The organism is Parafrankia sp. EAN1pec, assembly GCF_000018005.1.
Taxonomy (GTDB): domain Bacteria; phylum Actinomycetota; class Actinomycetes; order Frankiales; family Frankiaceae; genus Parafrankia; species Parafrankia soli.
This window is the reverse complement of record NC_009921.1, coordinates 4207315-4232890: the sequence shown is the minus strand read 5'-3', so window position 1 is coordinate 4232890 and position 25576 is coordinate 4207315. Positions and strand designations below refer to the sequence as shown.

The 25576-nt window shown below is 72.2% G+C and carries 20 protein-coding genes; 9 read left to right on the top strand and 11 right to left on the bottom strand.

Going from position 1 to position 25576, the window contains the following annotated elements; translation table 11 throughout:
• Nucleotides 1-13 precede the first annotated feature (13 nt).
• On the bottom strand, nucleotides 14-889 hold the full coding sequence (locus FRANEAN1_RS17250) for a sigma-70 family RNA polymerase sigma factor (protein WP_020461107.1): 876 nt from the start codon (nucleotides 887-889) through the stop codon (nucleotides 14-16).
• Nucleotides 890-1165: 276 nt separating this feature from the next.
• Complete coding sequence (locus FRANEAN1_RS17245; protein ID WP_020461106.1) at nucleotides 1166-1927, bottom strand: TetR/AcrR family transcriptional regulator; 762 nt, start codon at nucleotides 1925-1927, stop codon at nucleotides 1166-1168.
• A gap of 85 nt (nucleotides 1928-2012) precedes the next feature.
• On the opposite strand from FRANEAN1_RS17245, the gene FRANEAN1_RS17240 reads away from it, so the two are divergent.
• Nucleotides 2013-2420 carry a VOC family protein gene (locus FRANEAN1_RS17240; RefSeq protein WP_020461105.1) on the top strand — a complete coding sequence of 136 codons (408 nt, stop codon included), beginning with the start codon at nucleotides 2013-2015 and terminating at the stop codon, nucleotides 2418-2420.
• Nucleotides 2421-2540: 120 nt separating this feature from the next.
• Here the strand turns inward: FRANEAN1_RS17240 and FRANEAN1_RS17235 are convergent, their stop codons facing one another.
• The 3 genes from FRANEAN1_RS17235 to FRANEAN1_RS17225 are packed head-to-tail and all read right to left on the bottom strand — an operon-like array spanning nucleotide 2541 to nucleotide 4853.
• Entirely contained in the window at nucleotides 2541-3578 is a 1038-nt protein-coding gene (locus tag FRANEAN1_RS17235) for a HEAT repeat domain-containing protein (RefSeq protein ID WP_020461104.1), read from the bottom strand.
• The gene (locus FRANEAN1_RS17230) at nucleotides 3572-4381 is read right to left on the bottom strand and encodes a hypothetical protein (RefSeq protein WP_020461103.1); all 810 of its coding nucleotides are present in this window, start codon (nucleotides 4379-4381) and stop codon (nucleotides 3572-3574) included. The genes FRANEAN1_RS17235 and FRANEAN1_RS17230 overlap by 7 nt, the downstream gene beginning before the upstream one ends.
• A gap of 49 nt (nucleotides 4382-4430) precedes the next feature.
• On the bottom strand, nucleotides 4431-4853 hold the full coding sequence (locus tag FRANEAN1_RS17225; protein ID WP_020461102.1) for a helix-turn-helix domain-containing protein: 423 nt from the start codon (nucleotides 4851-4853) through the stop codon (nucleotides 4431-4433).
• Nucleotides 4854-4997: 144 nt separating this feature from the next.
• On the opposite strand from FRANEAN1_RS17225, the gene FRANEAN1_RS17220 reads away from it, so the two are divergent.
• Both FRANEAN1_RS17220 and FRANEAN1_RS17215 read left to right on the top strand, forming a co-directional pair.
• A complete protein-coding gene (locus FRANEAN1_RS17220) occupies nucleotides 4998-5867 on the top strand; it encodes an NAD(P)-binding domain-containing protein (protein ID WP_020461101.1) in 870 nt (289 codons plus the stop codon).
• Nucleotides 5864-6772: an NAD(P)-binding domain-containing protein gene (locus tag FRANEAN1_RS17215; RefSeq protein WP_020461100.1), complete on the top strand. Its 909-nt coding sequence runs from the start codon at nucleotides 5864-5866 to the stop codon at nucleotides 6770-6772. The genes FRANEAN1_RS17220 and FRANEAN1_RS17215 overlap by 4 nt, the downstream gene beginning before the upstream one ends.
• Before the next feature lie 398 nt (nucleotides 6773-7170).
• On the opposite strand, the gene FRANEAN1_RS37200 is transcribed toward FRANEAN1_RS17215, so the two are convergent.
• A complete protein-coding gene (locus FRANEAN1_RS37200; RefSeq protein ID WP_020461098.1) occupies nucleotides 7171-7914 on the bottom strand; it encodes a TetR family transcriptional regulator in 744 nt (247 codons plus the stop codon).
• A gap of 136 nt (nucleotides 7915-8050) precedes the next feature.
• Here FRANEAN1_RS37200 and FRANEAN1_RS17205 point away from each other — a divergent pair, with 136 nt between their 5' ends.
• The 4 genes from FRANEAN1_RS17205 to FRANEAN1_RS17190 are packed head-to-tail and all read left to right on the top strand — an operon-like array spanning nucleotide 8051 to nucleotide 13093.
• Nucleotides 8051-9631, top strand: a complete 1581-nt coding sequence (locus FRANEAN1_RS17205; RefSeq protein WP_020461097.1) for an ABC transporter substrate-binding protein — start codon at nucleotides 8051-8053, stop codon at nucleotides 9629-9631.
• A 38-nt stretch (nucleotides 9632-9669) separates the two neighbouring features.
• Complete coding sequence (locus FRANEAN1_RS17200) at nucleotides 9670-10614, top strand: ABC transporter permease (protein WP_041256063.1); 945 nt, start codon at nucleotides 9670-9672, stop codon at nucleotides 10612-10614.
• Nucleotides 10611-11447 (top strand): ABC transporter permease, encoded by an 837-nt coding sequence (locus FRANEAN1_RS17195; RefSeq protein ID WP_020461095.1) that lies wholly within the window; start codon nucleotides 10611-10613, stop codon nucleotides 11445-11447. Before FRANEAN1_RS17200 ends, FRANEAN1_RS17195 begins: the two co-directional genes overlap by 4 nt.
• Nucleotides 11444-13093, top strand: a complete 1650-nt coding sequence (locus FRANEAN1_RS17190) for an ATP-binding cassette domain-containing protein (protein ID WP_020461094.1) — start codon at nucleotides 11444-11446, stop codon at nucleotides 13091-13093. The genes FRANEAN1_RS17195 and FRANEAN1_RS17190 overlap by 4 nt, the downstream gene beginning before the upstream one ends.
• Before the next feature lie 13 nt (nucleotides 13094-13106).
• Here the strand turns inward: FRANEAN1_RS17190 and FRANEAN1_RS17185 are convergent, their stop codons facing one another.
• The 3 genes from FRANEAN1_RS17185 to FRANEAN1_RS17175 all read right to left on the bottom strand — a co-directional run bounded on the left by FRANEAN1_RS17185 (nucleotide 13107) and on the right by FRANEAN1_RS17175 (nucleotide 18401).
• Entirely contained in the window at nucleotides 13107-14690 is a 1584-nt protein-coding gene (locus tag FRANEAN1_RS17185; RefSeq protein WP_020461093.1) for an MFS transporter, read from the bottom strand.
• A gap of 88 nt (nucleotides 14691-14778) precedes the next feature.
• Nucleotides 14779-16569 (bottom strand): ABC transporter ATP-binding protein, encoded by a 1791-nt coding sequence (locus FRANEAN1_RS17180; RefSeq protein WP_020461092.1) that lies wholly within the window; start codon nucleotides 16567-16569, stop codon nucleotides 14779-14781.
• Complete coding sequence (locus FRANEAN1_RS17175) at nucleotides 16566-18401, bottom strand: ABC transporter ATP-binding protein (RefSeq protein WP_020461091.1); 1836 nt, start codon at nucleotides 18399-18401, stop codon at nucleotides 16566-16568. Before FRANEAN1_RS17175 ends, FRANEAN1_RS17180 begins: the two co-directional genes overlap by 4 nt.
• A gap of 148 nt (nucleotides 18402-18549) precedes the next feature.
• On the opposite strand from FRANEAN1_RS17175, the gene FRANEAN1_RS17170 reads away from it, so the two are divergent.
• Nucleotides 18550-19257, top strand: coding sequence for a TetR/AcrR family transcriptional regulator C-terminal domain-containing protein (locus FRANEAN1_RS17170; protein WP_020461090.1), 708 nt, complete (start codon nucleotides 18550-18552; stop codon nucleotides 19255-19257).
• Nucleotides 19258-19277: 20 nt separating this feature from the next.
• Here FRANEAN1_RS17170 and FRANEAN1_RS17165 read toward each other — a convergent pair whose 3' ends face one another.
• Nucleotides 19278-22283: a LuxR C-terminal-related transcriptional regulator gene (locus tag FRANEAN1_RS17165; protein WP_020461089.1), complete on the bottom strand. Its 3006-nt coding sequence runs from the start codon at nucleotides 22281-22283 to the stop codon at nucleotides 19278-19280.
• A gap of 1104 nt (nucleotides 22284-23387) precedes the next feature.
• On the opposite strand from FRANEAN1_RS17165, the gene FRANEAN1_RS17160 reads away from it, so the two are divergent.
• Entirely contained in the window at nucleotides 23388-24245 is an 858-nt protein-coding gene (locus tag FRANEAN1_RS17160) for a class I SAM-dependent methyltransferase (RefSeq protein ID WP_020461087.1), read from the top strand.
• Here FRANEAN1_RS17160 and FRANEAN1_RS17155 read toward each other — a convergent pair whose 3' ends face one another.
• Nucleotides 24246-25346, bottom strand: a complete 1101-nt coding sequence (locus FRANEAN1_RS17155; RefSeq protein ID WP_347177177.1) for a GNAT family N-acetyltransferase — start codon at nucleotides 25344-25346, stop codon at nucleotides 24246-24248.
• Between the last annotated feature and the right edge of the window lie 230 nt (nucleotides 25347-25576).

The window sequence follows — 25576 nt, the reverse complement described above, 5'->3', positions numbered from 1 at the left end:
ACAGGGCAGGCACCTATTCTGTGACATCGGCCACGGCGGCGACCTTCTCCAGATTCAACATCCACAGCAGCTGCTCGATGCCCGCCTCGGAGGCGACGATCGTGACCATTCCGAGGAGCGTGTCACCGCGACGCATGATGGCGCTCGTCTGCCCGTTCGTGGTGACCCATTGCAGCTCCACGCCATCCCAGAACCAAGTGGAGAACGCCGCGATGTACTTCGCCACCCGGGCCGCGCCGGACACCACCTTGCGGGAAACCTGCCGGGCGCCGTTGCCGTCGGAGATGCTCGCCACGTCGGCCGCGAACAGCTTCTCCAGCGCCTCGAGATCACCCGCGCGGGCGGCCTCAAGGAAGGTGGCCAGCAGCTGGCGCTGCGCGGTCTCGAGCACCGGTATCTTCCGCTCGCCGGTGACGTGTTTGCGGGCCCGGCTGACCAGTTGCCGTACGGCCGGCTCGGTGGACTGCAGGATGCCGGCGATCTGCGGGTACGGGTAGTCGAACGCCTGCCGCAACACGTACGCCGCGCGCTCCTGCGGGGTGAGCTTCTCCATCAGCATCAGGACCGCCAACTCGAGCGCCTCCCCACGCTCGGCCCCCAGGAACGGATCCGCACTGGTGTCGACCGGCTCCGGCAGCCACGGCCCGATGTACGTCTCGCGCCGCACCCGCGCCGACTGCAGCTCGTTGATGGCCAGCCGGGTCGTGGTCGTCGCCAGGAAGGCGCCCGGACTCTTCACCACGCTGCGGTCGGTCGCCTGCCAGCGCAGCCAGACGTCCTGCACCAGGTCCTCCGCCTCGCTGGCGCTACCGAGCATCCGGTACGCGATCCCGAACAGGCGTGGCCGCACGCCCATGAAGATAGCCGCCGCCTCATCGAGATCCCCCACCACGGCCCCCCAAGGTCGTTTCGCGACTCAAGGCTAGCCGCCCGGCCCAGATTCGGAACCTGCCCGTCCCAGCTCTCGACGGCACGCCACGACCGAGCGAAGGGCATACGACCAAGCACGTCATAGAACAGGCGGCACCCAGAGAACGCCGATACGACCAGCAAACTCTCCCATTCCCGTACGAGTTCGACGTCGACACTGCCCGTTAGGTGCTCGAAACATCCACGCCGCAACTATCGACACACCCTGTACGGCGGACCAGCGGGGGCCGTCCGGTCAGCAACGTTCGATGAGGGGGCCCAGGCCGTCGAGAAGACGGGCAAGGCCGAAGTGGTAGGCGTGGTCGGGATCGTGGGCGCTGCCGTGTGCCTGGCCTGCGGCCGTGCCGACTCGGCTGGCGAGCGGATAGCGCTGCTCGTCCAGCACGCGGGCCAGGAGGGGGCCGACCCGCGCCCACCACCGCGTGTCGTCACCGTCGGGGCCAGCCGCCGCGCTGGTCGCTTCGCGGGCCGCACGGGCGTTGGCCTGGACGAAGGACAGCAGGTAGGTCAGGCAGTCGTCCATTTCGGTGTCGGAGAGGCCGAGGGCGTCGAAGGCGGACAGTTCATGCTCGTACTTGGCCATGAGGCCCGGCCCCATGGGAGGGCGCAGGGTGGAGACCTCGGCTGCCCAGGGATGCGCGGCGAACAGGGCGCGGTTCTCGTCGGCGACGGCGGTGAGCCGCTCCCGCCACGGCGCGCCGGCGGTGTCCGTGCGCGGCATCCGTGCGTAGGCCGCGTCGAGCATCAGGTCCAGCAGCTCTTCCTTGCCCGGCAGGTAGGTGTAGAGCGTCATGGGGACCACGCCCAAGGCACGGGCGACGGCCCGCATCGTCACCGCAGCGAGGCCCCCCTGGTCGGCAAGATCGGTGGCGGTCCTGACCACGGCGGCGAGGTCCAGCGCCCGGCTCGGCCCCCGGCGGGATGCCGTCGACGCCTCTCCCCACAGCAGAGCCAGTGTGCGGGCCGGATCACCGGCGCCCGATCGTTCAGCCGTCACGTAGCCATCATCGTCCACTGTACTCTGTACAATGTATTTTGTACCACGTACAGAGTTAGTCGCACGAGGTCTCGGAGGATCCCCCGTGAAGATCAGTTCGTCCGCGGTGTCGCTGAACGTCGACGACGTCGCCGCTTCGGCGGCCTTCCTCGCCAGGCACTTCGGCTTCACGGAACTGATGGCGGCCGACGGCTTCGCCTCCCTCGGCCGCGATGACGCCGGCATGAACGTCGTCTACCTTCGCCGCGGGCTGCCGACCCTGCCCGCCGACCAGCGCGACGACCACGCGACAGGGCTGATCCTCGCGTTCGTGGTGGACGACCTGGCGGGCGAACTCGCCCGGCTTCAGGGCGAAGGCGTGGCCATCACGATGCCGCTGACGGTCGAGGAATGGGGCGAGCGCGCCTTCCAGGTCCGCGACCCCAACGGCATCATCGTCCAGCTCGTCGACTGGAACGGCCCCGGCGGCCACCCCACCACCGAGAACGCCTGACCCGCGCCGGGCATTGCGCGGCCGACCGGCGGTGCGGTGTCTGCGGCAACCCGCCGGACCACGGCTGGCGACCTGCCGACGGGTTCTGGGCATTCCGGTCCACACCTCGGTCGCGCGCTTTCAGGAATCCTCGTCGCCTCGGCCTTCAGGGGACCGCTCTTCGACAGCTTCGACGAAGACCGAGGCGACAAGAGCGACAGTGCGGTCGCCGTCGTGGGTCAGTTGGCGCAGGACCTCCCGCGCGGCGGTCCCCGGCAGCTCGACCAGCGTCTGGGCCAGGCGTATCCGCACCGCGGAGTCCGCAGCGTGCGCGGCGAGTTTGTCTACCAGCGCGCCGATGATCCGGTCCGCGCAGCCGGGGTCCAGGGACAGCGTTCCCAGGACCTCCGCCGCGTCGACGTCGTTGACGCCCTCGACCACCATGCCGACGAGTACCGGCACGGCCGCGGTCACACCGCGCCTGCCCAGCGCCAGCGCGGCGTGTCTGCGCACCGTTGTGTCCGGATCCCCGAGCGCGTCCGCAAGCACAGCGGTCGCACCCGGGGCCTCGGAGATCTCGGCGATCGCCCGCACCGCGCGCTGCCGGATGCCGACATTCTCCGAGTGCACGCCGGCGGCCAGCGCCGCCACGCCGTCGGCGCCCGATCGGGCGAGCGCCCAGCGCAGAGCGCCCGCGACGTTGGGGTCGGATTCGGCCAGGACCGCCTTGACCAGCAGTTCGGCGGGAACGGACACGCCCTCCGGTCGGGTCAGGACGGACTGTTGCCTGCGCGCAGCGCTGGTCGAGTCGAGCCCCTGGATGAACTCGACGATGCGCAGGACGTCCTGCCAGCCGGTGGGCGCCGACGCGTCGATCGCGCGGAGCCGCTCGAGCAGCTCCTGTTCCCGCTCCAAACGGTCTTCGGTCCACCGGATGAGATCGCTGACCAGGGCGGACGGTGTGAAGGCCGGATCCTCCAGCGCACGCCCGATCTGCTTGAGCGAGAGCCCGAGGGACCGCAGACTCTCCACGTGGAAGATCCTCCGGACGTCCTCGGCGGAGTACTCACGGTAGCCGCCGCTGGTGCGACCGGTCGGTCGCACCAGGCCGAGGACGTCGTAGTACCGAAGCATCCGGGTGCTCACCCCCGAGTGGCGGGACACGTCGCCGATCAGCAATCCACGGCCTCCACCGCATCCACAGCCCCCGCCGATTCGGTCGTCTCCGTGGGCTCGCCGATCGCCGCGACGCAGGCAGCCTTCGAAGGCTCGGCGACTCCCGCCGCGGCTGCGGCGGGAGCAGCGGCTCGTTCCGGGCCGAGTGCGATGACCCGCCTCGCCTCATCGATGGCCGCGTTGAAACCGGTCTCCGGGTCCCGCAGGAGCAACGCGGTGGCACGGGCATGCGCGGCCACAGCCGGGTCGGGATTCGCCGCGGCCTTCTCCAGGGCGGGCTCGATCACGTCGCCGAGGTCGACGAGTGCCCGGCTCAGGCTCAGCTGCACACTGCGGTCGCCGCGGCCGAGCTGCACAACCAGGTCGTCGACCAGGTCCTTCTTCTCGTCCTCGGGTACGAGGGCGACCGCGACGCGCCACGCGGTCCGCGCGACCTCGTCGTCGGCGTCGCGCAGCATGTCACGCGTGATCCAGGCCCACGCGCCCCTGTCGCCGATCTTGCTGAGCGTGTGCAACGCCTGGCTGCGGGCCTGAGTGCGCTCGGAGTCGAGTTCCTGGCGGATCCGGGGCAGGGTGATCCGCGGCGAGAAGCGGGTCAGCGCCCAGGACAGCATGTCTCGCACGAAGAAGTCCGGCTCGACCGCGCACCGCTCGACGAGCGTCTCCAGGAGGCCGGGGTCGGGGTTCGAGCCGACCGCCAGGGCCGCCTGAAGCCGGACCGACGAGTCCTTGGCGCCCAGAGCATTGGCCACGCGGGTGTTCAGCGGGGTTCCGCTTGTCGTGTTGATCAGGACCACCTCCGGCACCCAGTGGAAGCCCTATCACCATGTCAAGGTCAAGCCCGTGACCGACGGATCACATGATCGCCTGACCCGGGTACACCGGCATGGTGGGTGACGCTTGGCGAGGCGCGGCTGGTGACGTAGACGTGAGCGCGTCCTCGGCGGCGAGGCGCTCGCAACGTCGCGTCCCCCACTCACCCAGCAGACGGAGGGCCTCGTTGAGCGATGTGCCGTGCTCGGTGAGGGAGTACTCGACCCGGGGAGGCACCTCGCGATACACCTCGCGGTGGACCAGGCCGTCCTCCTCCATTTCGCGCAGGTGCTGGATGAGCATCTTCTCGCTGACGCCGGGAAGGCCGCGCCGCAGTTCTCCGAACCGCCGGGTTCCGTGGTTGTTCAGCTCCCAGAGGATCAGCGACTTCCACTTCCCTGACACCACGTCCATACCGGCGTCCATCCCGCAGACGTAGGGACCGCGCCTCGCGCTCGTCGCCATCAGACCCTCCACCCCGCCTCAGCTGGCCACTTACTTCCTGGTAAGTATTGAACAAAATTGTAGGTACTTGCCGGAGAGGAAGGATCAGGCGGAGGGTCGGGACGGCACGCCAGTCAGACCACCAAGCGGAGCAAGGGACAATCCATGACGACCCGTACGACCTTCCTGGGCCTGGGCGCGATGGGCAGCGCGCTCGCCGCCGCGGCTCTCGACGCCGGCCGACCATCCGTGGTGTGGAACCGCACTCCAGGCAGAGCACAGGCCCTGGGCGAGCGTGGCGCCACCGTCGCCGAGACCGTCGAGGAGGCGATCACCGGCGACGGGGTGGTCGTCGTGTGCCTGTTCGACCATCAGTCGGTGCACACGGTGGTCGATCCTGTCGCCGCACGTCTGGCCGGGCGTACCGTGATCAATCTGACGACGACGACACCGAACCAGTCTCGCGAGCTTGCGACATGGGCGGCAGAGTACGGCATCACCTACCTCGACGGCGCGATCATGGCCGTACCCGCGATGATCGGCCGTCCGGGTACGGCGATCTTCTACAGCGGCCCCGAGGCCGCCTTCGAGGAGAACCGGGAACTGCTCGATCTGTGGGGGCAGAGCGACTACTTCGGGACCGACCCCGGTATCGCCTCGCTCCGCGACATGGCGATGCTCGTCGGGATGTACACGATGTTCGCTGGCTTTCTGCACGGCGCGGCGATGGTCGGTGTCGAAGGCGTGTCGGCAGCCGAGTTCGCCCGACGGCAGACGCCTTTCCTCGCCGCCATGACCGGCCAGCTGGCCGGCCTCGCCGCGACAGTAGACGCCGAAGACTACGCCGGGGCGGGCCAGCAGAGCCTTGAGTTCACTGAAGCCGCGCTGGACTCGCTGGTGACGGCCAGCCTCGACCAGGGCGTCAATGCCGAGGTGCTGCGGCCCGTACTTGACATCGTGCGCCGGCAGATCGCCGCCGGGTACGGCAGGCAGGGCACCGCCCGCATCTTCGAAGAGCTCAGGAAGTCCCGATGAGCGGCGAGGGCGGTCTGTCCTCCGTGACGATCGTCGGCCTTGGCCCGATGGGCCGAGCGACGGCCGCGGCCCTGCTGCGGTCCGGCCATCCGGTGACGGTATGGAACCGCACCGCAGGACGCGCCGACGACCTCATTGCCAGGGGCGCCACGCTGGCGCCCACACCAACAGCCGCGGTTGCCGCCAGTGAGCTGACCATCCTCAGCCTCACCGACTACCAGGCGATGTACGACATCCTCGGCCCGGTCGCCGAGAGTTCGCGACCCTCCGGTGTTCTTGCCGGCAAGGTCCTGGTCAATCTCAGTTCGGACACGCCCGACGCATCCCGGAATGCGGCGCAATGGGCGGCCGGACACGGAGCGAGCTTCGTGACAGGAGGCGTGATGGTGCCCGCTCCCGCCGTGGGAGGCCCAGGGGCACATGTGTTCTACAGCGGGCCCCGCGCGGTGTTCGACGTACACGAACCGACACTCAGACCGATCGGCGAGCCCAGGTACCTCGGAGAGGACCCAGGCCTGGCCCAGCTCTTTTACCAGGCGCACCTCGACGTCTTCCTCACCGCCCTGTCAAGCCTGCTCCACGCCACCGCGCTCGTCACCGCCGCCGGTGTCCCGGCCGCCGACTTCCTACCCGGCGCGCTGAACACCCTCACCGACATCCCGGCCATGATCGGAGACGGACGGGACCTGGCCCGGCGCCTGGAGGCCGGCGAACACCCCGGCGACCTCAGCACGGCGCGGATGATGGGCGCCACAGCGAACCACATCGTATGGACGAGTGAGAAGGCCGGCATCGACACACGGCTACCCAAAGCCGTCAAGGCGCACTACGACCAGGCCGTCACCGCGGGCCGCGGCACCGAGAACTGGACCGTTCTCTACGAGATACTCAAAGCTGGCAGCTGAGCAACGACCAGAACCGTGGTCCTACGACCAGGAGACGCAAGCTGCATACCTGGCGCCGGCCGAGGGATCGCGGCCGGACTGGAAGTTCAATGGTCGACACGAGCCGTTCCCAGCCAGTCACAGCTGCGTCCGGGAAAGCAGTTCGAACGCCGCCGGCCGACGTCCCTTGACCGATCTCCTGCCACTACGCCTCGTAGTCGAGACTTGTCGGTGCGTCTGGGAATCGAATCAGACGATCAACACCCCGACCTGGACATCCTCTATTCGATCAACGATCAGATCTCGTAAAACTTACCTATTTGCCCAGGTCAGGGCATTGTTACGCATCGTGGTGGGGCGGGTGGGGCTCGAACCCACGACCGACGGATAATGAGACACGGTGGACCGCAGGCGCCGTGTCACGGCCCGGACGGGGCCCCGGCAACCACGGCTCGCAGCAGCAGCGCGACGCCGTGGGCGAAAGAGTCGCCCTCCGCGTCGGTCAGCAAGGGGCCGGCCTGGGCCAGGGCGGGCAGGTCGACCACCGGTATCGCGGCCCGCCGCAGACGTCGGGCCGCCGCCGCGGCCGGCGCGGCGTGCTGGTCCAGCAGCTCGCCCACCAGCAGGTGCCAGCAGCTGCGGTAGGCGAGCGCGGCCGCGGGCACGTCGAGCCCGGCCGCGAGCAGGTCGGCCAGGTTCGCCTCGTCGAAGGCGAGCGACTCCGCGGCGACGTACTGCCCGGTGACCAGCACGTAGGGCACCCAGGGCCAGTCGGCCAGCAGGTCGTGCGCCCCGACCAGGCGGGCCGCGACCCGTTCCAGTGGCGTCCGGCCCGGCACGGCGACCGGCAGGCCCGACGCGACGCTCGCGAGCATCGCGGTCAGCAGCGCGTCCCGGTCGGCAATGTGCCGGTACAGCGAGGTCGTCGCGGTGTTCAGCTCCACCGCGACGGCCCGCATGGTGAGCCCGTCCAGACCGTCGCGGGCGACGACGCGCAGGGCGGCGTCGACAACCACCTGCCGGGTCAGGCCCCGCCGCGGCCGCCGGTGGCCGTAGCGGCCGAGCCCCGCGGACGGGCGCGCAGGCGGCTCCGCCCGGGCGAGATGCTCGGCGCCGGACTCCGCGGAGCCCGCGATGTCGCCGTCCTCGCCCGGTGCCCCCACGTGACCATCGTCGCACGCCTACCTGTCAACCCAGGCCAGATACAACTAAGGACTTCCTTAAGCGAATGGTCTATGCATAAGGTGACCCTTAGCTGCCCGCTGGTTGGGCGGCACGGGCCCCCGGGAGAAGACCTCGATGAACGTTGCTCTCAACCGTCGCGCGTTCGGGCGTGCCGGCCTGCTCGCCGTCGGCGCCCTCACGGCGCCGGCACTGCTCGCGGCCTGTGGCGACGACGCCCCCGCCGCACCAGGCGCGGGCACGGGCGCGGCGGGGGCGACAGCGGCCCCGCGCCGCGGCGGGAAACTGCGGGCCGCGTTCGCGAGCAGTCCGGCCGACACCCTGGACATCGTGAAAGGCCACGACGTGCTGGGCTCGGTGCGCGGCCTCGCGGTGTACGAACGCCTCGGCGACGCCCACCCGGACGGCTCGGTCTCCCCGCGCCTGTTCGAGAGCCTGACGCCCAACGCCGACGCGACCGTCTGGACGCTGAAGCTGAAGCCGGGGATCACCTTCTCCGATGGCAGGCCGTTGACGACGGCCGACGTGCTGGCCAGCTTCGCGACGTTCACCGGCACCGAGAGCGGCGCCGCGATCGCCGCGTTCGACCCGAAGGAGAGCAAGGCGACGGACGCGCGCACCGCGACCATCGCGCTGACCGCCCCCGTGTACGACCTGCCGGCCCGGGTGAGCGGCGTCGTCCTGGTGATCATGCCGGAGGGCAAGCCGGCGTCTCAGCTCGGTGACGTCGTCGGCAGCGGGCCCTACGAGATCGCCTCGTTCGTGCCCGGCCAGCGGACGGTCCTGCGCAGGCGCACCGACTACTGGGACGGCGACGCCCGGGGCTACCTGGACGCGATCGAGCTGGTGGCCGCGCCGGACGCGAAGTCGCGGCTGTCCGCGCTGCGGGCGGGCCAGGTGGACTGGGCCGACGACATCGCCTACCTGGACGCCTCGACCCTGCGGGAGGACCGCGCGATCACGATCCACCGCGGCGCGGCCGAGCAGGGCCTGGCCTGGTTCCTGAACATGGCGGCGCCGCCGTTCGACGACGAGCGCGTCCGGCAGGCCCTGCGGTACTCGGTGGACCGCCAGAAGCTCGTCGACACCACGCTGTTCGGATTCGGCTCCGTCGGCAACGACCTGTGGGGCAAGGGCCTGCCGAACTACAACGGCTCGATCCCGCAGCGGCCGCACGACCCCGCGAAGGCGAAATCGCTCCTGCAGGAGGCCGGGGTGGCCACCCCGGCCAAGGCCACCCTGCTGACCTCGCCCATCGGCCCGGGTCTCGTCGAGGCGACCCAGCTCCTCGCCGACCAGGCCCGCGAGGTCGGCTTCGACATCAAGGTCGAGGTCATCCCGCCGGACGTCTACTTCGCCCGGCCCGAGGAGTGGGCGAAGGCGTCGGGCGTGGCGTTCGCCCAGGTCGGCGCGTTCACCGACATGGCCCCGCTGGTCTACCTGTCCGACGGCCCGTTCAACTTCGGCTGGCGCAAGCCCGACTGGGACGCCGGGTTCGCCGACGGAGTGGGCGAGCTCGACGCCGCGAAGCGCAAAGCGACGTTCGACGGCCTGCAGCAGCAGCTCTGGGATTCCGGCTCCGACCTCGTGTGGGGGTTCGCGCCGAGGCTCGTCGCCGCCGCGCCGTCCGTCGGGGGCGTCGACTCCAGTCCCAACTTCGGCATCCCGGACCTGGTCTTCATCCACCGCACGGGGTGAGCACTCCGCCGGCCGGGTCGCGAGCGGTGGCCGGCCGCGTGCCGTCGCCCGTCCGGCGGCTGGCCGGGGCCTTCGCCGTCGTCCTCGGGGTGTCCGTCGTGACCTTCGCCGCGATGTCCGCGCTGCCCGGTGACAACGTGCGCGCCCGCCTGGGTCCCTACGCCACGGAACAGCAACTCCATGCGGAGCATGTCCGGCTGGGACTCGACCACCCGGTCTGGGAGCGGTACCTGCGGTGGATCTCCGGGCTGGCGCACGGCGACCTGGGCCGGTCCCAGGTGAACGACCTGCCGGTGGACACCCTGCTGTCGCGGCCGATGGTGAACAGCCTGACGCTGGCGGCCGTCGCCCTGGCCGCGGTGCTGCTGACCGGCACGCTGGCCGGCGTGACCGCGGGCCTGCGGCCCGGCGGGGCCGTGGACCGGCTGCTGCTCATGTTCTCGCTCACGGTGTCGGCCGTTCCGGCCTTCGTCACCGGTTCCCTGCTCGTGCTGCTGTTCGCCGTCAACCTGCGTTGGCTGCCCGCGCTCGCGCTGGTCGATCCCACCCGCCCGGCCATCCTCCAGCCACGGCTGCTGGTGCTGCCCGCGACCGCCCTGACGCTCAGCTCCTTCGCCTACGTGACGCGCCTGGTCCGCGCGAGCGTGCTCGACGCCGCCGCCATGCCCTGGGCGCTCGCGGCCCGCCTGCGCGGCATCCCGCACCGGCGGGTCGTCGCCCGGCACATCCTCCCGGCGGCGCTGCCCGTGCTGTGCCAGGCCGGGGCATTGACCATGATCGCGATGGTCACGAACGTCGTCGTCGTCGAGATAGTGTTCGGCTATCCGGGGGTGGGCAACGTGCTGCAGACCGCCGTCTCGCAGCGGGACGTCCCGGTCATCCAGGCGGTGACGATCGTGGTGGCCGCGTTCGTGGTAACGATGAGCGCCGTCGCCGACGGCGCCGTCCGGCTCCTGCTCCCCCGGACTCGGACAACCCTGTGAGCGAGCCCTCCGCCGAACGTCAGCACTTCCGCGGGCGCACCGGGCTGGTGATCGGTCTCCTCGTCCTGGGCGTACCCGTGCTGACGACCCTCGTCGGCATCTTCGTCCACCCCTACCCGACGACCGCCAGCGTCTCCGGCCCGCTCACCGGGCCGAGCGGGGCGCACCCGCTCGGAACCGACCTGCTGGGCCGGGACGTGCTCTCCCGCATGCTCGTCGGCGGCCGGAGCCTGCTGCTCATCACGATCCTCGCGGTGGTCTCCGCCCAGCTGCTCGCCGTCACCGCGGGCCTGCTCGCGGGCTGGCTGGGCCGGGGCGGCGCCCGGGCCGTGCTGGCGGTGTTCGACGTCATCCTGGCCGTCCCCGCGGTGCTGGTCCTGGCCGCGGCGGCGAGCGCGCTGGGCGTGGGTGGTCTCGCCGCCTTCGCCGCGATCGTCGTCGTCCTCACGCCGCCCACCGCGCGGGTCGTCTACGCGGCGACCCGCGCGCTCGTCACGGAGCCCTACGTCGAGGCGGCGGTCCTGTGCGGGACGCCGACCCGCCAGATCCTCAGCCGCGACCTGCTCCCCAACCTCCGGACGATCATCGTCGCGGATGCCGGCACGCGGATGGTCGAGGCCGTCATCATCATCAGCGCGGCTGGCTTCCTGGGCTTCGGCCCCCAGCCGCCGACTCCGGACTGGGGCCAGATGATCAACGAGAACGGCGCGGGCATCACGGTCGCGCCCTGGTGCGTGCTGGCCCCGGCCCTCGCGATCACGATGCTGGCGGTGGGCACGAACCTGATCAGCGACTGGCTGATCACCCACTCCGACGGGACGAACCGGGAATGACCACCAGAACGACCGGCGCACCGGACGTCGGCCACACCCCCGAGGGCTCCGAGGGGCCCGCCGCGGACGTCGTCGTGACCGATCTGAGCATCGCCGCGGCCGGCGGGCGCGCGGTCCTCCACCGCGTCTCCTGTGACCTGCCCGCCGGTGGGACCCTTGCCGTCGTCGGCACCTCCGGCGCGGGCAAGACGACGTTCGCGCTCGCGTTGGTGGGCCATCTCGGGCCGGGCCTGACCCGGACCTCGGGCGGCGTGACGATCGGCGGGGTCGACGTGTTCACCCGGCGCGCATCCCGCGCGCGGGAGCTGCGCCGCCACCGGATCCGCTACCTGCCCCAGGATCCGGCGGCCTCGCTCACCCCGACCATGCGCGTCTCAGCGCTCCTGTCGGAGATGATCCGCCTCGTCGGCGGCCGTCGGGCGGACGCGCGGGCGAGGGCCGCCGCGGCGTTGCGCGCGGTCGGGCTGCCCGACGATCCGACCTTTCTCGCGCGGTATCCCCACCAGCTCTCCGGCGGGCAGCGTCAGCGGCTGCTGCTCGCGCTGGCGCTGACCGGCGAGCCGGACGTGCTCGTCCTCGACGAGCCGACCGCGAACGTGGACCCCGACCAGGCGGCCGCCCTGCTGGCCCTGATCGAGCAGCGCCGGGCGGGGCGCTCGTTCTCGCTCGTGCTGGTCAGCCATGACCTGGCGGCCGTTGCCGCGCTGCCGGGCGCGCCGGAGCTCGTCGTGCTGGACGGCGGGCGGCTCGTGGAGCGGGGAGCGCCCCGCGACGTCCTCGACCGGCCGCGCACCGGCCCGGCCCGGGCGCTGAGCACCGCCAGCCGGCGGCTGAGCCACCCACCGGAGCAGGCGACGGCGCAGCCACCGGCACAGGCGTCGCCGCGTGCGGCCGGGCCCGAGCCCGGGCCCGCCGCTGTTCCCTCCCTCTCCCCCGGGCCGGACGCGGTGACGCTGCGTGTCGCCGGGCTGCGGGTCTCCACCGGGACGGCACGCCGCCGGGCCGAGGTGCTGCGCGGTGTCGACCTGACCGTGCGGCGGGGCGAATGCGTCGGCGTCGTCGGTGTCTCCGGCAGCGGGAAGACCACGCTGGCCCGTGCCGTCATCGGCCTGCACCCGTGGGACGGCGGGACCGTGAAGCTCGGCGGAGTGCCGCTGGCACCCGCGGCGACGGACCGCCCGCCGCCGCAGCGCCGCCGGATCGGCTACGTCTTCCAGGACCCGTACACGTCTCTCAACCCGCGCCGGCCGGTCGGTGAGGCGGTGACCCGCGCCTACGCCCTCGCCGCGGGCGACGCTCGGCAGGGCGGACTGGGCGAGGAGGTCGCCGCGCTGCTCGCGGATCTGGGGCTCGACCCCGAGCTGGCGGCCCGCCGCCCGGAGCGGCTCTCCGGCGGCCAGCGCCAGCGGTTCGCCCTGGCCCGGGCCCTCGCCACGGCTCCGGACCTGCTGATCTGCGACGAGGTGACGTCGGCGCTGGATCCCGTGTCAGCCAGCGCGATCTGCGGGCTGGTCCGTGGCCTGGTCACCGAGCGCGGCCTGGCCGCCGTGTTCATCAGCCACGACCGGGGTGCCGTCGGCGCGGTGGCCGACCAGGTCCGGGAGCTGCGGGACGGGCTGCTCGCCGCCCCACCTCCCGGGCCCTGACCGCGGCCCCTCCTCAGCCGTTCGCCCCCGTCGGCACCTGGCTGCCGTCCCCGGGCGACGGGATCGCGGGGCCTCCGGGCACCGCGTCCGCCGGGCCGTCGTCCGCCGCGGCGCGGGCGGCCGCCTGTTCCGGTCGGACGAGCAGCAGCACCACGGCACCGGCTACCACCCCGGCGATGCCGCTGATCAGGAAGACACGGTCGAGGCCGGCGGCGAACGCGGCGTGCAGGGCCTGGTCGACCGCGGCGCGAGCGGCCGCGGGGACGTGGGCGATGATCTCCGGCGCGCCGCCGCCGGACAGCGCGCTGGCGGTGGCCTGCGGGTCGTCGAACTGGCCGCTGTCGCTGAGGCTGGCCCGGGCCTGCCCGGCCAGGGCCGTGCCGAAGACGGGGATGCCGACGGCGAACCCGAGCTGGCGGAACGTGTTCATGGCGCCGTTGGCCATCCCCGCGCGCTCGGGGGGCACCGTGGTGAGCGCTGCGGAGGCGAGCGCCGGCGAGGCCAGCCCCACCCCGACGCCGGTGACGATCAGTCCGGCCAGCAGCGCGGTCCATCCCGACGACGGAGCGATGATCATGTCGAGGAACGTACCGACCCCGACCAGCAGCAGGCCCGCCCCGATCGAGTACCTCGGCGGCACGCCGTGCAGCAGCCGGCCGCCGGCGCCGGCGACCACGAACGAGACCCCCGCCAACGGGGTGAGCACGAGCCCGGCCTTCACCGGGTCGAAGTCGAGGACGGTCTGCGCCCACACCGACACGAACACCAGGTTCGCGAAGGCTGCCCCGGTCAGCACGAAGCCGCCGACCATGAGCGCGGAGAACGATGGGCCGCGGAACAGCCGCGGCTCGAGCATGGGAGCGCGCCGGCCCCGTTCCACCAGGACGAAGACCACCAGGGCCACGGCGGCGCCGGCGAGGCACCCGAGGGTGACCGAATCCGACCAGCCCTTGTCACCGGCCTCGATGAGGCCGTAGATGAGCAGCGAGACGGTGAGCGTGAACGTGACGGTGCCGGGGATGTCGATCCGGCCGCTCATCCGGTCCCGCGATTCGGCGACGGAGCGCAGGGCGATCACGATGGCGATCAGCGCGACCGGCAGGTTGACCAGGAAGATGGCCCGCCAGCTGACGTGCTCGGTGAGCAGGCCGCCGACGATCGGGCCGAGCGCCGCGGCGGCGCCGTTGACCGCGCCCCACACCCCGAAGGCGACACCGACGTCGCGGCCGCGGTAGGTGGCGCTGAGCAGCGCGGCGTTGGTGGCGAACATGGCCGCGGCGCCGAGCCCCTGCACCCCCCGGGCGGCGATGAGGAAGCCGGTGTTCGGGGCCAGCCCGCAGGCGAGGGAGGCCGCCGCGAAGACGACCAGCCCGAGCAGGAAGACCTTGCGGCGGCCGAGGAGGTCGGACGCCGACCCGATCGCCATCAGAAGCGCGGCGAGCACCAGGACGTAGATGTCGACGGTCCACTGCAGATCAGTGAATGAGGAGTCGAGCGCGCGGGCCATCGCCGGCACCGCGACGCTGACGATCGTGACGTCGAGCAGCAGCATGAAGGTGCTCAGGGAGACCGTGATCAGGGTCAGCCATTTACGCATGGGGAACCGTTCTCGGGAGGGCGAGGCGGCGCTCGGGGGGTCGGCCCGACGGCGTCCCGCGGGCGGTGGCGGGAGTGACCTCGGGTTCCTAGCGGCCCGCGGCCGGGTGGGGAAGACGGGCGAGCGCGGACTCACCGGTGGGAACGGCGCCGGGCGCCAGACGCCAGCCCTCGGCGCCGCGGCGGCGGCGCCAGAAGGCCGCGTACCGGCCGCCGGTCCCGATGAGCTGGGCATGGGTTCCGGACTCGACGACAAGCCCGCGTTCCAGGACGAGGATCTGGTCGGCCGCCATCACCGTCCCCAGCCGATGCGCGATCACGAGCAGCGTGCGGTTGCTCGCCAGCGCGGCCAGAGCTTCCTGGACGGCCTGCTCGTTCTCCGGGTCCAGCGCGGACGTCGCCTCGTCGAGCAGCACGATCGGGGCGTCCTTGAGGATCGCGCGGGCGATGGAGACCCGCTGCCGCTCGCCGCCGGACAGGGCACTGCCGCCCTCCCCGACGCGGGTGTCCCAGCCCTCGGGCAGCCGCGCGACGATCTCGTCGACCCGGGCCAGCCGCGCGGCCTCGCGCACCTGCTCGGCGCTCGCCCCGGGACGCCCGACCCGGATGTTGTCCTCGATGCTGCCCTCGAACAGGTAGACGTCCTGGAAGACCACGGAGATCAGCGACATCAGCTCGTCGGGATCGATCTCCCGGACGTCGACCCCGCCGATCCGCACGGCTCCCGAGTCCGTGTCCCAGAAACGTGCGATGAGCCGGGTGATCGTGGTCTTGCCGGAGCCCGATGGGCCCACCAGCGCGGTCATCGTGCCCTCGGGCAGCCGGGCGGACACCCCGGAGAGCACGCGGCGGCCCTCGTACCCGAACACGACGTTGTCGAGTTCGATGCCGGTGCCCTCGGGGTGCCGGGGGGCCGCCGGTTGCGGCAGCGTCGGCAGGGCGAGCAGGTTCTCGATGCGCTCGAGGGCACGGCTGGCCTTCTGCAGCTCGGTGCCCAGCGCCGCGGCCTCCGCGACGGGCTCGATGAACCTGGCCGCCAGGGCGAGGACCGCGAGCAGCGTGGGCGCGTCCAGCGAGCCGTCGAGCGCGAGGTAGGTGCCGAGGATGATCACCACGGTGAACGCGGCCTGGACCGCGACCGCGAAACCGATCAGCCCCGGCACCGCCACCCGCAACTGCCGGTGCCCGGCCGCCCGCTGCCGCTCCAGGGCCTCGTCGAGCGCCCGGGCGGCGGACCCGGTCGCCCCGCGGCCGAACACCCGTAGCACCCGCTGGGCCCGGGCGAACTCGAGCACCCGCCCGCCGGCGTCCACCTGGGCGGCGTCGCTGGCGGCGTCGGCCTGGTGGGCGAGCCGGGTGCTCCACCGGTAGACCAGTGCGAGCATCGGGACGGTGAGCGTGGCGGCGAGCGCGAGCCGCCAGTCGAAGACGTACATCAGCGCGACGACGACACCGGGGGTCACGAAACCGGTCAGCAGTGGCCGCAGCAGGTGCGCGAACACGCCCATGACGTCCATCACGTCCCGCGTCGCGAGCTGGTTGACCGCCGCCGTCCGGTCGGCCGAGAACCAGCCGAGCGGGAGGCCCGCGACCCGGTCGCCGATGCGGTGGTGCACGGTGCGTGAGAGGCCGGCGCCCGCGTCGGCGCTGGCCAACAGGCCCACCCGATGCGCGAACCCGTAGCCCGCCGTCGTCGCCGCGAGCGCCCAGATCCAGGGCCAGACCTCATTCGGGTCGTCGCCGAGCAGCGCGCGCAGGATCGGCACCAGCAGCACGAAGGCGACGCCCTGCAGGACGGCCGCGCCGACGAGCCAGCCGAGCAGGCTCCGCAGCTCGCCCCGGTGCTCCGGGCCGAGCAGGTTGAACAGCCGCCGAATCACCGGGCCTCCTCCGTTCCGGTCAGCACGCCCGCGGCACCGCGAACGCCGCCAGGGGCACCGCGAACGCCGGGCGCCGGGATGGCGGGGCCGGGACGTGCGTGCGGGTCGGCGGCGCGCTCGTGCGCCGTCCACATCCGGGCGTAGACACCGCCCGCCGCGACCAGCTCGGTGTGGGTGCCCCGCTCGGCGATCGCGCCGTCATCGAGAACGACGATCTGGTCGGCGGCGACGATCGTGGCGAGCCGGTGGGCGATGACCAGCACCGTCTTCTCCCTGGTCAGTTCGGAGAGAGCGTCCTGGATGTCGGCCTCGGCCTCGGGATCGGTGAACACCGTCGCCTCGTCCAGCACGATCACGGGGGTGTCAGCGAGCAGGGCGCGGGCGATCGCGACCCGCTGCGCCTCGCCGCCCGAGAGCTGGCCGTCCTCGCCGATGACGGAGTCGTAGCCCCGGGGCAGCTCGCGGATGCGGCCGTCGATGCGCGCGGCCTGGGCGGCGGCGCGCACCTCGTCGAGATCGGCCTCCGGCCGGGCCAGCCGGATGTTGTCGGCGATCGAGTCACGCAGCAGGTGGGTGTCCTGGAAGACGAAGGCGACCCGGCGGTACAGCTCGTCGGGGGCGACGTCGCGCAGGTCGACCCCGCCCACCCGGATCGCGCCGCCGGTGACGTCACCGAAGCGCGGGACCAGCGACGCGAGGGTCGACTTGCCGGAGCCCGACGCCCCGACCAGCGCGGTGATCGTCCCGGGGCGCAGGGTCAGGTCGATGCCCCGTAGGACCTCGGTCTCCCCGTCGTAGGAGAACCGGGCGTCCTCGAAGACGACATCGTTGCCGGCGGGCACGTCGGGCTCGGTGGCGACGGGCAGCGGGGGCACGGCCAGCACGCCCGTCACGTTCGCGGCCGCCTGGTGGGCGGTGCGCATGTTGTAGATCCCGTAGCTGAGCGCGAGGATCGGCGCGGCCAGGCCAGCACCGAGCAGCGCGAACGGCAGCAGGTCGACGGGCGCCATGTCGGCCTTCGTGACGAGCAGCGCGCCGCCGACGAGGACGGTGAGCAGCGCCACCACCGGGGAGAGCAGGATCTCCGAGATCGCGCGCAGGCCGATCGTCGAGGTGACCCAGCCCTTGAAGAAGGTCGAGTAGTCGTCGGCCGCCCGGGTGAAGCGCTCGTGCGCGCCGCGCGCCCGGCCGAAGATCTTCACGACGGCGATGCCGTCGACGAACTCGACCGTGCTCGCGCTGATGGCCCGCGTGGCCTCGTCGAACGGCTGGAGCTGGGCGCCGACGGCCGCGAGGTTCCGCCCGTAGAAGTAGAGGCCGACGATCAGCGGAGCGAGGGTGACCAGCGCCATCCGCCAGTCGACCCAGAACAGGTAGGCCAGGGTCGTCAACGGCACGACGGTCGCCGCGGTGATCTCCAGCCGGGAGTGCGCGACCAGGTGGTGCATGGTCGTCACGTCGTCCTGGACGGCCTTTTTGACCGTGCCGGAGTTGCGTTCGGAGAACCAGCCCAGCGGCACCTGGCCGAGGTGGCCGACGATCCGCCGGCGGATGTCGAGCTGCAGCCGGTTGTCCGCGAAGTGGCTCACCCCGCCGGCCGCGGCCAGGAGGACCAGCCGCGCGAACAGGGCCGCGACGCCGACCCAGGTGATCGCCCAGGCGCGCCCGTGATCGACCGGGCCGTCGTCGAGCAGGACGCGCCCCAGCTCCGCGGCGGCGATGAAGGGCACGACGCTCACGGCCGCGGAGACGCCCTGCGCCGCGGTGGCGAGCCACAGCCGCCCCCGGATGGGCCGCAGCAGCGCCGCCAGCGCTCCTCGATCTTCGTTCATGTGTCGACCTTCGCTAGATCGTCCAAGCTCTCGCTGAACAGTGTCCAACAGATGTTAGACACCGTCTAATAGCTTAGGCTGACCTTAGCCGATGGACGTTCCTCGCATCAAGACGAGGGCCCGTGAGCTCGGCGGTTAGGGTGACCCCATGGACCGGCCCAGCCACTCCTCACGATCTCGCCTGGCCGCCGGTCTCCCCCCGATGACGGCCGAGAAGATCGTGGACATGGCGCTCGAGCTGACCCGCAGCCAGGGCCTCGACGGCTGGTCGATCCGCCAGCTCTCCGGCGCCCTGGAAGTCTGGCCCGGCGTCATCTACCACCACGTCGGGGACCGCGAGACCGTCGTCGACGCCGTGACCGACCGGGTGATAGCTCTCATCCCCGTCCCCGACGCCGACCTGCCCTGGCGGGAGTGGTTCACCCGGCTGCTGCGCGAGGGCCGGGCGGTGCTGCGGGAGTTCCGCGGGGTCGCCCGGCGCGTCGTCCTGATCGGGCCTACGGTTCCCGCCGCCCTGCCCACGATCGACCGGGGCATCCAGGTGCTGCAGCGCGCCGGTTTCGGCGGCGACGCGACCCTGGTCTACCGGTTCCTGCTCAACACCGCGTTCATGATGGTCGCGGTGGAGGACGACCGCGCCGAGCGGCCGGAGGCGCGCGGCAAGATGGCCGAGGTCCTCAGCGACTTCCAGGACACCCCGCAGGCCGGCCTCGCCGCGGCCAGCGTCGACGCCCTCGCCCGGGCACGCGACCCTCGTCCGCCCACCGAGCTGGACGTCGAGTTCTTCGAGTTCACCGTGGCCCGCGCCCTCGACGGCGTCGCGACCTGGTTGGAGTCGTCGAGCTCCCCGCGATGACCAGCCGACGGCGCCTCGCGTCAGGTCGCCGACCCCGACGCGAAGCCCGATTCCAGGCTCTCCTGCAGCCGGAGCGCCAGATCGGCGCGACGCAGCACTCCGAGCTTGCCGTACGCGCGTTGCAGGTGGTTCTCGACGGTCCGCACGGACACCACCAGGCGGGACGCGATCTCCCGGTTCGACAGCCCAACGGCCGCGAACGCCGCGACCTCGCGTTCCCTCGGGGTGAGCTCCGGGACGGGAACCCCGTGCGCTCTCACCCCGCCCCGCGTCGCCGCGGCACCGGCGGCGACGCTGACCTCGTCCGACGCCCAGGGCGGCAGCCGGCCCCCGTACCGGGAGACAAGATCGGCGCCGCGGACTCTAGCCAGCCGCCCTCTCCGGACCGCACCGCGCATCTGATACGCGGCGGCCGCCTGGACGGCGGTCTCCGCGGCCAGCGGCAGCAGGCACATGTCCTCGAAGCGGCGGGAGACGCCGCTCAGCGCGTCACCGTCGGCGCCGGCCAGGGCGCGGACATGAGCGGACCGAACCTGCGCGACGTCGGCCGTCCCGATCCGGGCCGCCAGCGCCTCGCATCGGGCCACTACGGCGTTCGCGACGCCCAGCCGGGCGGCGAGGTGCAGCGCCTCGACGGCGCGGACGATCCGCCCGCCGGCCACGAAGTGGTCGGCCAGTTCCAGCGCGAGAGAGACGGCCCGCGCCCGGTCACCGGCATGCGCGTGCACGGTCACCTCCTCGATCGTCACCCACCCCCGGGCGGTGGCGGAGCCGCCGGTCGCGGCCACCAGCGCGCGGGCCTCGGCGATCGCCATCAGCGCGTCCGCGTGCGAGCCGGACTCCGCGAGGGCACCCGCCACCTGGGCACGCGTCCAGCAACGGATGTCCGGGATGCTCGCGGCGGCGTCGGAGTCGTCGGAGCGGCGCAGCAGGTCGAGAGCCTCGGCGCTCTGGCCGGTCAGCCGCAGGTGGTGGGCCTCGACGAGCACGGTCAGCGGATCCCACATCACCCGGGACAGGCCGTCGGCCAGCCGGCGGCGCACCCGCCGCAGCGTCGCCGAAGCGTCGCCCATCCGTCCGAGCGCGACGCTGGCGGCCACCGTCGCCAGCCGGTGCGGCAGCCAGTGGTGATCAGCCCACCGGTCGAGTGCCGGCAGGCAGCTGTCCAGCAGCTCGAGGGCACCGGCCGCGTCGCCGAGCTCGGTGCGCGCGACCGCCATGACCGGGACGGCCTCGCGCCTCAGCGGTGAGTCCGCGCTCTCCCCCGCGAGGGCGGACCCCACGAGCGTCAGCGCCTCCGGCAGCCGATCCGCGAGCATCCAGACGACCGCCTGGGTGGCCGACAGCTTCGCCGCGTCCGCCGCGGGCACCGCGGAGCGGACGGCGGCGAGCAACGCCTCGGCGTCGTCGATCCGCCCCAGCCCACCGGCCATGTTCAGGGCCCGGGTGCGGGCCAGGACGGCCAGCTCCTCCCGAGGGGCGTGGTCACAGCCCCGCCCGAAGACGTCCTCGGCGTCCGAATGCCTGCCCTGCGAGCACAGGGCCCGGCCCAGCAGCAGCTCGATGCGGCTGCGGGAGAGCGTCGGCTCCCGCACCGCGATCGCGAGCCGGCACAGCCGTTCGGCGAGCACGACGTCGCCGGTGCCCACCGCCCGTTCCGCCGCGTCGATCAGGTGCGCCGGCGCGGGCATCTGACCCGCGTCAAGACGCAGCCGGACGGCCCGTAACAGGTCGGTGCGCCGGCGCAGCCCCGTGCGTTCGATCGCCGCGGCCAGCCGGGCGCGCAGCCGCCGGGCGGTCAGCTCCGGCAGGGAGGCGACCAGCACCTCACTGTGCAGCGGATAGAACAGGCGCAGCTGGACGCGGCGGCCGACCCCTTCGGCCACGATGATCCGGCGCCGGTTGAGCGACTCGGCCGCGGCGGCGAGCTCCGCCACGACGGGTAGGTCGGCCTCGAGGGGCTCTGCGAGCGCCACCATGGCGACCAGCTCGACCTCGTCCGGCTCGAGGTCGGCCAGCCGGAGCCGGACCAGGTCGGCGAGCCGGCCACCGCTGCTCGCGAGACCGGACCACCGCCAGATCCCGTCCGCCTGGACGAAGGTTCCCTCGGCCAAGGCGTGACCCACCAGCTCACACAGGTAGAGGGCGTTGCCCCGGGTCAGATGGTGCAGCCTGGCCAGCGTCGACTCGTCGACGGAGCCGCCGAGCCGGGCCCGCACCATCGCGTGCACACCGCTCTCGTCGAACTCGGCCAGGTCGAAACGCTCGGCGAGCCGCTCCATCCAGAGCCTGCTGACGCCCCGGTGCTGGTCCTCGCCGGAGCGGACGGCGGCGACGAGCGTGACCCGGCCGGTGGCCACCAGGTGGTGCAGCATCGCCGCCGGCTCGGAATCGAGGAGATGAGCGTCGTCGACACCGAGCACCACCCGTCCCTCGGCGCCAGCCGCCGGCGCGCGGCGCGCGCCCGCACTGTTCCCACCTCCCGCCTCCGGGCCGCGCCGGACGCCGGAGAGCCCGTGGTCGGGACGCGTCGCGCCCAGGCCCGCCGAGCCGAACATCCGTTGCGGGCAGACATCCGCGGCCCCGGCCGGGTGCTGCCCGTCGCGCGGCCGGATGACCGTGGCGGGACCGCACTCGAGCGGGTCCCGGCCCAGCAGGTCGAAGGCCGCCGAGAGCTCCGCCAGCAGCGAGCCCGGCAGGTCGGGATGGGTCCCGTGCGGCGCGTCGACCAGCCGGATCGGATCACCGGCGTTCGCCACCTCCGCCAGGGCGGTCCGCAGCAGCCGGGTCTTGCCCACCCCGGGCTCGCCGACGAGAACGACGCTGGTTCCCCGCCGGACGGCGCCCACCACCGCGGCGAGCTCGGAGGCGCGAGCCGCCATCGGCCACTGCTGGTTGCTGACGGCGCGGTCCTCGTCGGGCGCCGCCAGCCCCGCGCCGCCGTCGGATTCTCGGGTGTCCAGGGCCAGCGAGCCAACCCGGTTCAGGAAGTCCAGTTCTTGACCGCCGGTGTTTTCCCTACGCACCGGTACACCGCGAGGTGCCCGCGATCATTGTGGCAAGCTGTCTCGACACGGTCAGAGCGGCGGCACGCCGGTTCCCCGCGAACGGGGCTGGCGAGTCCGGCCATCGTGGACGCAATAGTTTCCGCATCCTCGTCCCATCCTTGTCAAATTGTGTGCATCGAGATTCGCCGCGCGTGCCGGGACCCGCACCGGGTGCCGCCAGGAACATCGCTTGTCGATGCGCTGCGGCGGTATCGCCAGAATGACATCCTGAGTTACGGATCATCTCCAGTGTGAACGTAGGTGAATTTGTTTCAGCCGGCGGTCCGGCGAACGACCTCGGCGGTCATTTCGGCGGTTGCGAAGGTTCCGTCACTCGGGCGGCGCCGTGACCGAGGCGGCTCCGCCATCCGAACGCGCCAGCAACAGAAGATCACTTCACGGAGACGGCACGACTCCGACCTAGACAGCGTCTAACAGCTAAGGGAAACCTAAGCCAGTGGCGATCGGTCGTCAAGAAGATCCGACAACCTTTACACAGGATCACAAGGGCAGCACGACATCGCCCACCAATATCACGGAACGAACATCGAGCCATACGCTCGGGCTTCTTCGGCTTCAGGGACATCACCGGGCCGCGCGCCCCGGCGCCCTGTCCGGAAGACGACGAAGGCTTGTGTTCCGCGGGGATCCCGCTATGCCTGGCCGCACGCCGCCGCCGGCGGGAGCGGCCGGCCCGGCACCGCGGCTGGGCGGGCCCCGCCGACGCCCCGAGCGCACCCCCGCACCGGCGGGGCAGCCGCCGTGAAACAGCTCTCTTTCCCGGGCCAGGGCGCGGGCGGCGCCGTTTCAGCCACGCTCCGACGGGCGGTTCGCCATGGTAGCCGCCCTATTACGCGCCAATCTCCGCCGATCACACGCGGACCGGGCGGTATCGGGGTCGCGGGTAGGCTGCGAAGGCCGCTGCCCGTGAATCCCTTACTCACGGATCTCACGGAGAGCCGAGCCCAGATAGCAAAAGAGCCGGGAGCGGAGCCGCGCCGGAAGAAATGGCGCCTCGTGCATCCCCCTTATGAGCCGATGTGCCCGCACCCCGGAGACCTCGACAGAAGGCGAGAGAAGCTCATGTCTGGCACGCGAACCGCGGCCCCGGACAGCACCGCCACGCGGGTTGCCCTGTGGCGGGCCATGCACGTCCAGGTCGACCCGCCGCCGCACGTGCTCGAGGACGAGATCGGCCTACAGCTGGCGGCCCCGGGCGACGGCTGGCGCGCACGCCCGGACATGGACCAGCACGCGACACGCCGCACCCGGGCGTCCATCGTGGCCCGCGCGCGTTTCGTCGAGGACCTGGTCGCCGAGCAGGCCGGCCGCGGTGTCACCCAGTACGTCATTCTCGGAGCGGGCCTGGACACCTTCGCGCAGCGCCGGCCGGAGATCGCCTCGGGCCTGCGGGTGTTCGAGGTCGACCAGCCGGGTCCGCAGGCCTGGAAGCGGGGGCGTCTCGCCGAGACCGGCTTCGACGTCCCGGAATGGCTGCGGTTCGTGCCGGTCGACTTCGAGGCGGGGCCGTCCTGGTGGGAACGGCTCGCGGCCGCCGGCTTCGACCCGGCGCGGCCGGCTGTCGTGGTCTCCACCGGCGTCACCATGTACCTCACCGCGGACGCGACCACGGCCATGCTCCGGCAGGTCGCGGCGCTCGCCCCGGGCTCGACGCTCGTCACGACGTTCCTGGTGCCGCCGGACCTCGTCGAACCGGCGGAACGCGCCCTGCGCGAAACGACGGAACGGGCGGCGCGAGCCGCCGGAACCCCCTTCATCAGTTTCTTCACCCCGCCGGAGATGCTGGCGCTGGCCCGCGAAGCCGGTTTCGCGCAGGCCCGGAACGTGTCGACGACCGATCTCACCCGGCTCTACTTCACCGGTCGTCCGGATAACCTTCGGCCCTCGAGCTCGGAGGAACTGCTGGTGGCGACCACCTGACTACCGCGCCCGCCCCGGGGCCGAAGCCCTGGCGCCCGATGTGGTCGGAGCGATGACCGTCGTTGTAGTTGGCCAGGCGCGTGCGGCGCCCGATGGCGATTCAGTACCGGTCCAGCGCGTGCGCGTAGGGCGCCAGGAGCTCCGCTGTGGCGCCGCCTGGAAACCAGGCCGCGCATGTTCGTCGACGGCGCCGGCACCGCGGTCCCGGCGCCGAAGTTCCGGCTCGAGCGTGGCCAGCAGCTCGGATCGGTTCAGGATCGCCGCCATCATCCCGCCGGTCGGCGGGAACTCCTGGTGGTAGGCGCAGCCCAGGTGACGCGCGAGCCGCCCGACGACGCCGTCCAACGGCTCCCGCACCCGAAACTCGCTGACCCGCAACTCCCATGCGGACCTGGCAACGTCGGCGAGCAGGCACAGGGCAACGCCGGCGTCGCGGGCCGCCATCTCCTCGACAGCCAGCCCGAAGTAGCCGTCACCGAACGACCGGCCCGCCACGATCGCGTATCCCGCGAGCGTCCCCCCGGCCTCCACGACGAGGATCTCCGAGCCCGCTCGCCATGTCGTCTGGGGCACCAGACGGTTCCAGTCCGCGGGACGTTCGTGGGTCCACGGACGATGGGCGTGCGTGGCGTTGTAGAGGTCCACCATCGCTGGGAGGTCTCCAGCCGAGCCGGGTCGGACGCGCGCACCGTCCGGCACAGCGGCGGCAGCGGCGCGTTCGACGTCGCGAACGCGAACGTCCAGATGACCCTCGGCAACGCACGTGGCGAAGCCGAACTTCTCGTACACGCCCTGGATGCCGTCGGAGACCGTGGCGACGTTCACCCGCCGTGACATGCCGTCCAACGCCTGGCGGAGAAGCCGGCCCATGTGTCCACGGCGCCGGAAAGACGGTTGGACCTCCACCCCGCCGATACCCTCGGCGTCGAGGGCCACGGCACCGAACCGCCACCGGAAGGAATGCACCTCCAGCTCGCCGACGGGCGTGTCCTGGTCCGCCACGAGCCGGCAGTAACGCACGGACCGGCCGCCCGCACCCGACTCGATCGTCTCCGTGTAGCGCAGACCAGCCTCCAGCACGACGTCGACCACCAGATTCATGTCCCGAATGTCGACGACTCGGCTAGATCGCGCAAGGCGCCTGGACGGCGCGACCCGCGGCGCGGACCGCGACGCGACGCGCTGGCCGAGATCGGTCATCGTGCCGGCGCCGGCGCCGTGCCAGGGTGCAGGAAATGAGCCAGCTCAGCCAGCCCGGTGAAGGTCGTGCTCGTTGCCGGGGTCTGGTGCTCCTGCGCGGGATCGGCGAACACGTTGCGTCCACCGGCCTG